Origin of the sequence: Winogradskyella arenosi (assembly GCF_003337305.1) — a bacterium.
Classification (GTDB): domain Bacteria; phylum Bacteroidota; class Bacteroidia; order Flavobacteriales; family Flavobacteriaceae; genus Winogradskyella; species Winogradskyella arenosi.
In genome coordinates, this window is the sequence record NZ_QPJO01000005.1 from 166199 (window position 1) to 179400 (window position 13202).

10 protein-coding genes are annotated in these 13202 nt (G+C 35.1%); 5 read left to right on the top strand and 5 right to left on the bottom strand.

The annotated features are described in order from the left end of the window. Positions 1 to 39: 39 nt before the first annotated feature. From DFQ08_RS14005 to DFQ08_RS14020, 4 genes are all read right to left on the bottom strand, one after another. The gene (locus DFQ08_RS14005) at positions 40 to 1296 is read right to left on the bottom strand and encodes a sulfate adenylyltransferase subunit 1 (protein WP_114310663.1); all 1257 of its coding nucleotides are present in this window, start codon (positions 1294 to 1296) and stop codon (positions 40 to 42) included. An 87-nt stretch (positions 1297 to 1383) separates the two neighbouring features. Then, positions 1384 to 2289: a sulfate adenylyltransferase subunit CysD gene (gene cysD / locus DFQ08_RS14010; RefSeq protein WP_114310664.1), complete on the bottom strand. Its 906-nt coding sequence runs from the start codon at positions 2287 to 2289 to the stop codon at positions 1384 to 1386. Positions 2290 to 2294: 5 nt separating this feature from the next. After that, positions 2295 to 2885 carry an adenylyl-sulfate kinase gene (cysC, locus tag DFQ08_RS14015; RefSeq protein ID WP_114310665.1) on the bottom strand — a complete coding sequence of 197 codons (591 nt, stop codon included), beginning with the start codon at positions 2883 to 2885 and terminating at the stop codon, positions 2295 to 2297. Then, positions 2882 to 3316, bottom strand: coding sequence for a DUF2061 domain-containing protein (locus DFQ08_RS14020; protein WP_114310666.1), 435 nt, complete (start codon positions 3314 to 3316; stop codon positions 2882 to 2884). Before DFQ08_RS14020 ends, cysC begins: the two co-directional genes overlap by 4 nt. A 671-nt stretch (positions 3317 to 3987) precedes the next feature. Here DFQ08_RS14020 and DFQ08_RS14025 point away from each other — a divergent pair. The 5 genes from DFQ08_RS14025 to DFQ08_RS14040 all read left to right on the top strand — a co-directional run bounded on the left by DFQ08_RS14025 (position 3988) and on the right by DFQ08_RS14040 (position 12051). Then, entirely contained in the window at positions 3988 to 8583 is a 4596-nt protein-coding gene (locus DFQ08_RS14025) for a GEVED domain-containing protein (RefSeq protein ID WP_114310667.1), read from the top strand. A gap of 275 nt (positions 8584 to 8858) precedes the next feature. Beyond that, positions 8859 to 9023, top strand: coding sequence for a hypothetical protein (locus tag DFQ08_RS16225; protein WP_181858415.1), 165 nt, complete (start codon positions 8859 to 8861; stop codon positions 9021 to 9023). Between the two features lie 10 nt (positions 9024 to 9033). After that, entirely contained in the window at positions 9034 to 10155 is a 1122-nt protein-coding gene (locus DFQ08_RS14030) for a phosphoenolpyruvate carboxykinase (ATP) (RefSeq protein ID WP_147269482.1), read from the top strand. A 40-nt stretch (positions 10156 to 10195) separates the two neighbouring features. Then, the gene (locus DFQ08_RS14035; RefSeq protein WP_114310669.1) at positions 10196 to 11227 is read left to right on the top strand and encodes a nucleotidyltransferase family protein; all 1032 of its coding nucleotides are present in this window, start codon (positions 10196 to 10198) and stop codon (positions 11225 to 11227) included. A gap of 248 nt (positions 11228 to 11475) precedes the next feature. Continuing rightward, on the top strand, positions 11476 to 12051 hold the full coding sequence (locus DFQ08_RS14040) for a hypothetical protein (protein WP_114310670.1): 576 nt from the start codon (positions 11476 to 11478) through the stop codon (positions 12049 to 12051). A gap of 141 nt (positions 12052 to 12192) precedes the next feature. Here DFQ08_RS14040 and DFQ08_RS14045 read toward each other — a convergent pair whose 3' ends face one another. Beyond that, complete coding sequence (locus DFQ08_RS14045; RefSeq protein ID WP_394347189.1) at positions 12193 to 13035, bottom strand: zinc-dependent peptidase; 843 nt, start codon at positions 13033 to 13035, stop codon at positions 12193 to 12195. Positions 13036 to 13202: the final 167 nt, after the last annotated feature.

The following is a 13202-nucleotide window of genomic DNA, read 5'->3' on the forward strand; positions in this document are numbered from 1 at the left end:
GCCCCCTCAAGGAGACATTATATCAAAATGGTTTCAGTATTAAATAATCATCCCTGCGCCAATCGTTTCGTTAGTTTGCTCATCGATAATAATGATACTTCCGGTTTGACGATTTCTTTTATAAGCATCATAAAAAATAGGCTTCGCCGTTCTAATCGATACCCGTGCAATATCATTCATCTCTACCTTATCAATATCTTCAATGCGATGAAGCGTGTTGATATCAATCTTATATTTTAGTTCTTTAACCATTCCCACAGTTTCATTGGTGGTATGCTTAATCACAACTTTAGTACGAGTTTGTATTGGCGTTGAACTCATCCAAGTCACTAAAACTTCTAGATCTTGGCTCACTTCTGGCACGTTATTTTCACGTACAATCATATCGCCACGGCTGTTGTCTATTTCATCTTCTAAAGTCATGGTTACAGACATTGGCGCAAATGCTTCTTCAATTTGCTCTCCATTAAGCTCAATTGTTTTAATGGTAGATACAAAGCCAGAAGGTAAGGATTTTACCTTATCACCTGGTTTAAAAACACCACCATCAATACGACCAGCAAAACCTCTGTAATCTTGATTTTCTAAAGTATGTGGACGAATTACCGATTGAATAGGAAAACGACAATCGACTAAATTATGATCACTAGAAATATGAACGGTTTCTAAATGGTACATTAAAGTACTACCATTATACCAATCCATATTTTCAGAACGATTTACGACATTATCACCGTTTAAAGCAGAGATTGGAATAAATTGAATGTCTTTAATCCCTAATTTTGAAGAAAAGGCTTTAAAATCAGAAACAATATTAGCATACACTTCTTCACTATAATCTACTAAATCCATTTTATTAACACAGACTATGGCATGTGGAATACGTAATAATGAAGCGATAAAAGCATGACGATGCGTTTGCTCTAACATCCCTTTTCTAGCATCAATTAAAATAATGGCTAGATTAGCTGTTGAAGCTCCGGTAACCATATTACGGGTATACTGAATATGACCAGGGGTATCGGCAATAATAAACTTACGTTTTGGTGTTGCAAAATAACGGTAGGCCACATCAATAGTAATACCTTGCTCGCGTTCCGATTTTAGACCATCTGTTAATAACGATAAGTCTACATAGTCAAAACCTTTAGATTTACTCGAGGCCTCTACCGCATCTAGTTGATCTTGAAAAATTGATTTGCTATCGTATAGTAAACGTCCTATTAAGGTACTCTTTCCGTCATCTACACTTCCTGCTGTTGTAAAACGTAATAATTCTATATCTTGATATTCCATTTGTAATAATTGTTTGTTGTGAGTTGTTTGCCTTTAGTTATCTAATAAAAACGAGTAGAATTCTAAAGTTTCAACTTCATTTATATTTTAAAAGTAACCTTGTTTTTTACGGTCTTCCATGGCTGTTTCCGCACGCTTATCGTCAGCACGACCACCGCGTTCTGTGGTACGTGTTGTTGCAATTTCTTCGATAATTTTATCTAAATCATCGGCTGTAGACTCCACAGCACCAGTAATTGGCATATCGCCACAAGTTCGGTAACGAATAGTCATATTTACAACCTCTTCACCTTCTTTTAATTTTATAAATTCAGAATTTGCTAAAATCACCCCATCTCTAACAACACAATCGCGTTGATGTGAGAAATACAATGATGGCAACTCAATATTTTCTAATTTAATATATTCCCAAACGTCCATTTCAGTCCAATTAGAAATTGGGAAGACTCTAAAATGTTCACCGTAATTTTTACGTCCGTTAAACAGGTTCCATAATTCTGGTCTTTGGTTTTTGGGGTCCCATTGCCCAAATTCATCTCTATGCGAAAAGAAACGCTCTTTAGCTCTTGCTTTCTCTTCGTCACGTCGCGCACCACCCATAGCGGCATCAACTTTATAGTCTTCCAAGGTATCTAATAAGGATACAATTTGAAGTGAATTCCGAGAAGCATCAGCTCCTGTTTCTTCTTTAGCACGCCCCTTATCAATAGCTTCTTGTACAGAACCCACAATGAGTTTTACTCCTAATCGCTCCACCAATGCATCTCTAAACGCAATCGTTTCTGGAAAATTATGACCGGTATCAATATGAATTAAAGGAAACGGTATTTTAGCTGGAAAGAATGCTTTTTTTGCGAGATGGGTAAGAAGAATTGAATCTTTACCACCTGAAAATAACAATACAGGGTTTTCAAACTGTGCTGCTATTTCACGAATAACAAAAATAGCTTCTGATTCTAATTCTTTTAAATGATTAATTACGTAATTACTCATATTTTTTATTTTAATTTTTGAATAATAAAGTCTAAAATAGCTTGAACCGATGTTTCTATCGGCTCATGATCGGTTTTAATTTCGAGATCAGGATGCAACGGGGCTTCATAAGGGGCCGATATTCCTGTCATATTTTTTATTTCACCGGCACGGGCTTTTTTATACAAGCCTTTTACATCGCGACGTTCGCACTCTTCAAGCGAGGTATTCACGTAAATCTCGATAAAGTTTTCAGCGCCAACAATAGCCTTAATGTTTTCTCGGTCTTTACGGTAAGGCGACACAAAAGCGGCCAAGGTAACCACACCAGCATCGACCATTAAATTTCCAATCTCGGCGATACGTCTAATATTTTCTGTACGATCTTCTGGAGCAAAACTGAGATCTTTATTAATCCCTTGCCTTATATTATCGCCGTCTAAACTAAATGTCGAGAGGCCCTGTTTATGGAGTTCCACCTCTACCAAATTCGCTAAAGTCGATTTTCCTGACCCCGACAAGCCTGTAAACCACAAAAGACATGCACGATGTCCTCTTAATTGCTCACGATCCGCTTTAGTGATTTTATAATGATGTCTCACTGTGTTTTCACTCATACCCCGCTTTTTAAATCTTTTAACTCTTGACGTTTCTTTCTTTTATCTAAACCGAAATCAATACGATACCAAAATTTCTCATGTACAAAATACAATAACATTTTTGTAACAACCTCAGCACCTCCAATTTTTAATCCAATTAAAGGATTACCTGTTACGATCCATCCCAAGACAAAAGTATCAACTGTTCCGACGGCACGCCATGAAAATGTTTTAAGTATGTGACGCTTATTAGACGATTTTATTTTCGATTTAAACCAAATTCGCTCGTGCAAATAATATAGAACCATCTTGGTTATGAGCTCCATAAATGCTATTTGAGAACCTAACTCAATATTACCTGATATAAACCAAGACAACAGGAACGTATCTAAAGTCCCTATTATACGCCAGGTTATCGTTTTGGCAATATGTCGTTTACTTAATTTCATTAGACCCGAATTGCAATTAGTTTTTAGACAGCATCAATTAACCCATTACTCTATTACTTTAGTAGAGTATTTGATTATAATTTGCAAATCTAAAATAAAATTCAAGACAATGTTACTATAAATAGCAATTAAACGAAATAAAAACAAGTCACGCCTTAAGTTGGACATATCATTTTCGAATTACTAAACCTCTTTATAGTCCAAAAATCTACCGATCTAGCTTTACATTTTTTTAATCACCACTACCATTGTAAGTTAAAATACATTTTAGAAAAATATAATATAAAGACAAATCCTCTAAAAACACTCTTATTAACGAATAATCCCCTACTAATAAATTATCCAAACGAGTATTTTGAACATATTAACTTTATTCTGTCTTTAAAAAATAAGCAACAGGAAACACAACATATTAAAACACTTATTTAAAACTACTTAACTCACCAGTACTAAAAATATTTAATGTAAGGTTAATCTTATGGTAATATTTAAGTTTTATGGTTAGAAAAATCTTGTATTACATTTGCCAACCCCACATTTACAATACTTATAGCTTGTTATGGTATTTTAATTTTTAATAATCTTATATCGTTATATTTTGTAAGATTTTTCTTTTAAAAATATAATTACAACTTACATTTCATCTTAAAAAACTAGAAACAAATTAACACATGAAACACATTTACTTATTTTTAATTACCCTTTTTATTGGGAGTTTTGGGTTTGGGCAAACTACAGTTACCTATAATTTTTCAGGTGGCGTAACTGGACTAAATGTACCATCACCTGGTATCACTGTTGATTCTGATCCAAATATAGGCTTTGGTAGTTTCAAAAACTCGGGAACATCAAATCCAGCATTAAACAGCGGTCAACTAAGATTATACCAAAACGCAACTAAAGGTGGTTCTATTAAGATTTATGCAAATAATGGAGTGACTATAACCGATATTACAGTGAATGCTTCTGGGAGAACTGGACCAGCTGGTTACACCGTTGACGGAGACACTGCTACAAACTTAAATGCAACAAGTACTTATACAATAAGCGGTATCTCAGCAACTTCTGAAGTTGAATTTTATCAAAGAAGTAGTGATAGTGGTGATAGAATTTATGTAGATAGTTTTACAGTTACTTACATCATACCTGTGACTTGTACAGCCCCAACAACTCAAGCTTCAGCTTACAACACAACCGCTTTAGGTACGACATCTGCAACTTTAAACTGGACGTCTGGAGATGGTGATGAAGTATTAGTTCTAGTAAAAGAAGGTTCAGCTGTGGATGAAGATCCTACAAATGGTACTACTTATGCAGGTGATACTGTTTTTGGATATGGTGATCAGCTAGGCACTGAAAATTATGTGGTACACTCTGATTCTGCAACGAGTTCAGTAAGCATTACTGACTTATCCGAAGCAACTACTTATCATGTTGCGGTTTATGAATATAATACTACTGACACCTGCTATTTAACACCTGCCTTGACTGGTAGTTTTACAACAGGATGTTCTACACCTTCAGATGTGACTGCATTTACGGCAGACGAAGGTAATGAAGAAATTGATTTAACATGGACTAATGGTAGTTGTTATGATGAAATTTTAGTCATAGCTAAAGAAACATCTGCAGTAACGGTTACACCAACCGGTGATGGTGCTGCATACACCGCAGATGCTGCCTTTGGTTCGGGCACAGATTTAGGAACTGGTGAGTATGTTGTTTATAAAGGTACAGGGACTTCGGTAACTGTAACCGGTTTAACAAATGGTACCACCTATCATTTTGAAGTTTTTGCTCGTAAAGCTTCAACTTGGAGTTCAGGAGTTACCGCTAATGCTGTACCAGATTTAACTTGGTGTACAGTTTCAGGAACTACTACATTTGATACCTCAATAACTTTAGTAAACTTTGGAACTATTAATAAGTCCAGTGGACAAGGCAGTGGTTATGATGATTTTACGGCAGAATCTACAGATGCTATACAAGGTAGTGATATTGATTTAACCGTGAATTTAAATACTGATGGGGCATATACTATTTATGCAAAAGCCTGGATAGACTGGAATCAAGATGGTACATTTGATACCTCTACTGAAGAATATGCATTAGGAACTGCTAATGATGAAACGGATGGTCCAACAACTTTAAGTCCACTAACAATAAGTGTTCCTGCAGGCGCAACATTAGGAAACACCAGAATGCGAGTAGTTTGTCAATACGACTCAAATCCAGAACCTTGTGCAGGCTCAACTGATGGTGAAATAGAAGATTACACCATAAATGTTGTCGCTGCTCTAAATAATGACACAGATACCGAAGTGTATGAGCCAACATCTCAAGTCGCTACTGCGACAATTACTGCAGCTAGCAGTACTACAAGTGGAACAGCATTTGATGCTTTAGGTTTTGTAGTAGAAGATTATGGATCTGGTGATACTGAACCAACAAACATTACTACGATGCGTTTTGTACCTGGACCAAATAATACAGCCGATTGGACAGACCATATACAAGGTGTTACGTTATCAGACGAAAACGCTGTGTCTTATGCACCAACAACAAGTATTACTGATACCGAGATTGTATTGACTTTTGGAAGTCCTGTTGTAATAGCAGATGGTACATCTTTAGAGTTTTTATTAGGCTTATACTTAAATGAGACCGCTATTGTAGATGGCAGTGTTATACAATTACAAATAAATGAAAGCGCTAGTGGATTTGAAACTAATATAACGGGTTCAGGTCTTGCTGATCCGTTCTTATTAGGAGACGTTGTTGGTAATGATATAACTATAAATGTTGATGCGACAGAACTTGTGTTTTCAGAACAAGCGTCAGACACAGAATTAAATGCAGCAATGAGTCCTGCTGTAACGGTTTCTGGTGTAGATGCCAATGGTAACTTAGATACAGATTATAATTTAGATGTAGACATTACATCGACAGGAACATTATCCGGATCGACAGTAACTGCAACTGCTGTAAGCGGTGTAGCAACTTTTTCTACGCTAACTCATACGATAGTTGGTTCTGGTTTAGTATTAACTGCAGATGACGGTGCATTAGCAACGATTGATAGCTCGCCTTTTGATATTACTGAGCCTATAGTTGGAGCTGCAGATTTATTTTTCTCTGAATATATAGAAGGAAATACTGGAAACAATAAATACTTAGAAATATACAACGGCACTGGTACTACAATTACATTGACTGATTATTCTGTTGAAATGTATGCTAATGGTAATTCATCTGCTAGCCAAACTGAAGATTTTACTGGTGGTTTCCCAACAACGCTTGCTAGTGGTGATGTTATTGTTTTACAAGCGCAAAATACATCAGAATTTACTGGAACGGCTTATGATTCTGGTGTCTGTTATTTTAATGGAAATGATACGGTTGTGCTTAAAAAACACGGTATTATTATAGACATTATTGGTAATATTGGCTGTGACCCAGGAAGTGCTTTTACTGCTTCGGGAGGTTTCAGTACAGCAAATAAAACACTTGTTAGAAATACTGATGTATGTGAAGGAGTATCAATAGATCCTTCTGACTGTGGCTCAACAAGTTTTACAACTCTAGCTACAGAATGGACTAGCCTAGGTACAGATGTATTTTCTAACCTTGGTACTCACACAGCAATGTGTGGTCCACCAACAACCTATACCTACAACGGCACATGGTCGCCAAGCGATCCAATTGGTTCAGCGACTGCTAACGATGATATTATCATTGCAACTGGAGATGTTACACTCGTTAATACTATTTCCGTAAATACAATTACTGTAAACCCTGGTGCTAGCTTAACTTTAAACTCAGGAATTACGTTAACAGCAACTGTCATAACACTTAAATCTGATTCAAATAATTATTCAAGTTTAATTTCGAACGGTACAATTTCTGGCCCCGTTTATTACGAACGCTTTGTAAATACAATAGGAAGCGGTGCTACCAGTAATCCTGGTAATGACTTAATTTCATTACCATTAATGCCTGAAGGATTAACCTTTGATTCTTTTATTAGTAATGGGAGCAATGCTGACGAAATTGCTGAGAATGGAACTTATTACGCTTTTGCACCTTACAACAATGCTAATATGAATTATGAGAATTTCTTAATGAATGGAACACAACAACTCACTAAAGGAAAAGGTTATAGAGTAGCTACAACAAGCGGTGAGAATTTAACATTTACTGGTGCGCCAGACAATAACACAATCTCAATAGAAATTGAAACCCCAGCTTCTGGAAGTCCATGGAATCTTATTGGTAACCCTTACCCGAGCTATATTAATGCACGTGCATTTTTAAGCCATAACGCTAGTATTTTTGACACGTCAGCTACGGCTATTTATGCTTATAACAGTAACACCTATAATGGAGTTGCGCCTACCACGGGCAATTTCACTATTATTAATATTGCAACTATAGACACCTTTATAAATGAAAACTTTAATATTGCACCTGGGCAAGGTTTTTTTGTAGTTTCCAATGCGATTGGAGGTCATGTAGAGTTTATTCCCGAAATGTGTACCGTAAATGGAAATGATGATTATATCGCGGGGAGAGATGCAAATAGCTTTGAGTACTTTAAGCTCAATTTAACGGGTACCTCAACCTATTCTACAAATTTTATCTTTAATGATAATGCGAGCTTAGGATTAGACCCAGGCTATGACGCTGCGGTATTTGCTCAAACCCCAGAACAATATCCTTTATTTTCGCATTTAGTAGAAGACAATACTGGATTACCGATAGCGCTACAATCTTTAAACACCACAAATTTAAGTAATGTTTCTATTCCATTAGGTGTAAATACCAATCAAGGTGAGACCATTACATTTAATATCGATAGCGCTCATTTACCAGAGTCTACTTTAGTCTATTTAGAAGATACCGTAACCAACAGTTATACCTTACTTAACACTAATGATTACGTCTTAACGCCAAACAGCAATATTACTGGCACAGGACGTTTTTATCTACACCTATCAAGCAATACATTATCCTTACAAGATAATGCAATAACAGCATTAAACATATATACAAACACAGCAGATCAAACTATTGTTATCTCTGGTCGGGTTAAGAATAAGACAACCGCTACTATATATGATATGCAAGGTAGAAAAGTAGTGCAACGTGTATTAAACATCAATGAATCCGTTCAAACAATAGATACTAATCATATGGTAAAAGGTATTTATGTCATAGACCTAAGTAACAAAACACAAAGTAAAACTCAAAAGATAATCATAAACTAAGAACAGCTACAAAAGCCCCCCTTTTTAACGTCACTTTTAACATTTAAACGGTTAAATATAGAATTATTAATATGGGGGCTTTTATTTATTTCAATATTATCTATATTGCGACAAATTACCGTATTGAAAGAGGGATGATAATAAGATTTTTAGTCCCACTTCATCTGATTTTGGCTTATTAATTATGATTTTTAAACGTAAAAGCTTACATTTAAAAAATTCAATAATTTAAGCTTAAATTATTATTTTTGAACTCAAAATTTAGGGCAAGAGCCATGAAGAAAGATAACAATACCGATAAAATTACAAGAAAGGAAGCCATTTCTAAAATGGGTAAATATGCTGCATTAACGGCGGTAGGAACGTTTGTGATCTTAAATCCATTATCATCTCAAACACAATCAACCCCTCCTCAAACTGGAGGAAACCCGTTCGGATAAGGATCACATTTTGAATACGCACTTAGCACCAACATTATATATGTGCTTTGGTGATTATTGGGTCTTGTGGTATGCCATCTCCAATAGTTATAGCATTGTGCATTCTGACTATAAACAACTTTTAGATACATACTTTTCCTCAAATACGGAGCTAGAGTATGCATCTCAAGTTTTAGAAGTTTTTTCAGAACCAGAAAGAACAAAGCTTTTAGAACACATAGGCCTGTATCTAAAGAATTGCAACCTCCCATATACTTTACCCCTTAAGCCTACGGGAACACTAGATTCCACAAAGCGGAAAATTGTAAAATATTACCAAATTGCGTCGAAGACCATTAAAATTTCGTTTTGTTCAGAATTGGTTTTAAAGACCATCCACCCCGCCCTAGCGCAATACGCCACCGACGTCGCATATTACGATGTTAATTTCGATATCTATTTAAAGGAGAATACGCTCTTTTTGTATCAAAATGAAAAACTTATAACTTCTGTTTTAAAAACAGATTACCATCATATTCAGGGCAAATTTATGATGCGCTTACTTTGTACTATACATCACAAAGAAGAAGTAGATTGGATAGGAACCCTTCATGGTTCAACAATTACAGATGGCCACTCCTCTATTGTATTTGTTGGAAAGTCTGGCAGTGGTAAAAGCACTTTATCGGCCCTATTAGCGACACATGGCTTCCAATTATTAGCAGATGATGTTTCACCGTTACTATATGAAGATCAACACATCTATTACAATCCATCAGCCATATCCATAAAAGAAGGGGCTTTTAAAGTCTTACGTCCTTTGGTAAACGGCTTTGAAGATATAGACATTGTTAACTTTAATAAGGCAAAAGGTCAACTAAAATACCTCCCCTGCTCACAGCCTAAAGCAACACATTATCCCTGTAAAGCTATGGTTTTGGTGAATTATAAAGCCGACTCTGAAACACAACTCGAAGAAACCTCAATAAAAGTGCTTTTAGAAACCATTATTGAAGACTCTTGGATATCACCGAACCCTATACATGCCGAGCAATTTTTAAATTGGCTAAAATCTATTAAATTGTATCGACTAACCTATAGTAATACGGATAGTGTTAATGAAACCGTTGCAACACTATTTACACAGCTTTAAGTCTGCTGTATTTTAAATGAGTTAACCGTTAACGTCCTTTATGAATCCCATTATAAGCACGCATATAATCATAGCAAACATCTTGAGTTTTGAACACCCAAGAAGTGCCTTAGCGAACCAACTGCGCGATCCACATTTTAATTGGGATGCTATTGTTGTAGAAGGAAGCAAACAATTAGTTTTACCTGCCATTTACTGTAGGTTAAAAGCTAAAAACCTATTAAATATCCTCCCTACTGACTTAGTAAATTATTTAGAGGAAATCACTTCCATTAACAGACAGCGCAACCTTAGCATATTAGCGCAAGTACAAGCTATTTCTAAAATTTTAAAACAACATCATATTAATCATGTATTTTTAAAAGGAACGGCTCTTTTAGCTTTAGGCTGCTATGAAGATAATGCGGAACGGATGGTTGGAGATATTGATATTTTAGTTGAAAAAGACCAAGTTCAAAATGCTTTTGAGCTTTTAAAGGATTCAGGCTATCCTAAAACCCATGGCTTTAATTATGAAACGAAAAATTTTAGACATCTCGATCGCTTAATCTCAGACCACGAACTTGCAGCTGTAGAGATTCACTCGGAACTCTTTAAAAAAAAGCATTGGTCCATTATAGACGTGGAATCCGTTTTGCAAACTAAGATGGTCACTGATAACATTCCCTTACCTAACCTAAAGTACCTAAGCCTCCATCTTATCTTAAGCTGGCAACTCAATGATCATGGACATTACTATAATACCTGTAGTCTCAAATCGATTTACGATATATTAGCCATAAAAATGCATAAGGACCGTCGTCTATTGGATAATTTACTTAACCTAAAATACGTCCAATCCTATTTTGAATTGGCCAAACATTATTTTATTGATGTCTCAGAAATTTCGTCTAACCGTTACATGCGTTATAGAGGAAAATGTCATTTATTGACCAGCCGAAATCGAAGTTTACAAACGGGATTGACTTATTTAAAATCCACTCTTAAATTTATTGGGAATCGACTCCATTTACTCTTTACTAATACAAGTTATTTAAAGCATATCATAGCCCATAAAATTCTAAAAAGATAAAATTTTCAGTAAAACTCATGGTAATTCCTCTCCTTTAGACTCACTCTACACTCTACCACCTTAAATCATAGCCATTCAACTTATTAGATTCATAAACCACAACAATATTTTATAGAAAATCACTAAAAAAACGTTCATAATTTCAAAATAATCTCGTTTTATTTTTTTTTGTCAAAAAAAACAATAAGTTTACAGCAATGTTTGTATTATAATACATAAAGTTTACCTTTGACCAAAATCATTTTTATATGAAAAAAACACTTTTAGCCGTACTTTTTATTTCTGCAAGTCTATCTATCTTTGGTCAAAGATACCGTGATGATTGGACAATAAGTGTCGGAGTAAATGCTCTTAATAATATTGCTACACAATCTCCAATAAACAGTCCTGGCGAGTGGGGCTTTAGAAATCCACTTTCAGCAGCTATTGAGTATAGTTGGATCGATAACTTCGCTATTGAACAATCATTCTCAATAAATGGTTTTGATGGTGATCCTAAAATCGATAATAGTTTAACAGAATCAAAATACAACTATTTCGCCCTTGATGCCAATGCAAAATATTATTTTAGAGAATTAATTTTCGGTCGAGGTCGTCATTTAAGTTGGTTCGATATCCATGCTAATGCAGGTCTTGGGTATTTCCATATTGAGAAAAGTAAAATGTCGTTTAACTTAGGAGGTGGAGTTTTAGTTTGGCTAGATAGAAATCAAACATTCGGACTAAGAGCACAAACCATTGCTAAATTCAGCTTTAATAATTCAGTTTATGGTTATGATAACAACCATTACCAATATCACTTACAAGCTGTATTTAGATTATAAGTTTATACGCTATAACATATACCAAAGGTTCACTATTAAAGTGAGCCTTTTTTATTGCCCTATATTTCTATACGCCACCAATATGGTTTACCGATTTGTTTTCACTTTAATTATATTTATGGAGCACCATACTAAGAAAAACTAATAGCCCGCAAACTTAAAGTTTAACATCTGTCTGATGAGTTTATAAAGCACCGGAAATTGCTTGTTAAATTCGGATGGAGTTTCTATAAAATTTTCAAGTAGAACCGCAAAAAACTCATATTGATTGGTATAGGCATAGGCTCTAAAATATTTAGATGCAATGAGCTTACGCCGTACACTTTCGTTATTTTGAAGGTATCGCGTTAAATTCACAAAACCTTGATTAAATATTAAACTACTAATATCATTACGCTGGGCTGCATTTAAATGTACTGCGTGTCCAAACTCATGAATTCCAAGATTTAAATTATCATCTCCTATTTTATAACCGTATTTAAAATCTTCCCAAGAGAAAACAATAGCCTTATGTCTCGGATTGGTTTCACCTTTATGATACGCCCCATTAATTTCAGAATAATAGATTTGCGGATAAATGATTACCGTTTCAATGACTTCTAATAAATAATTCTTAAATCCAAATGTTAGCATAATTGCCGTTGCTGCAATCGTTACTCGCATTTGTTCTGTAACCTCCAAATGTGACTGCCCCACAAACTCTTTTTCCTTAATAAATGTCGCTACTCTGTGATGAAAATACGCCTGTTCTTCCTTTGCTAATCGGTTATAAAACGTACTCTCTTTTTGTAAGATAGAAAGTTGTTTCGGCGTCAATCGATTTCGTTTTAAATAGACATGTGCAAACACAGGTTTCTTATAAAATGAGGCGTAATAAAACTGGAAAATCCAGGCTAGACGATACAAAATATAGCCAACAAGTAGAACGAGACCCAAAGGCCAAAGCCATGTTGATAAGAGACTATTTTCGAGAGTATCGTGCACTATTGGTAAAAGCATTCACATGGCTTTAAATTCATGAAGCTAAATCTAAACTATAAAAATTGAACGACAAAAAAATACCACACTACAATATCTCGTAGTGTGGTATTTTATAAGCATTTTTATCTAATGTAACTTGAATTTTTTGTGCAGCTCAACCTTAATAAAGA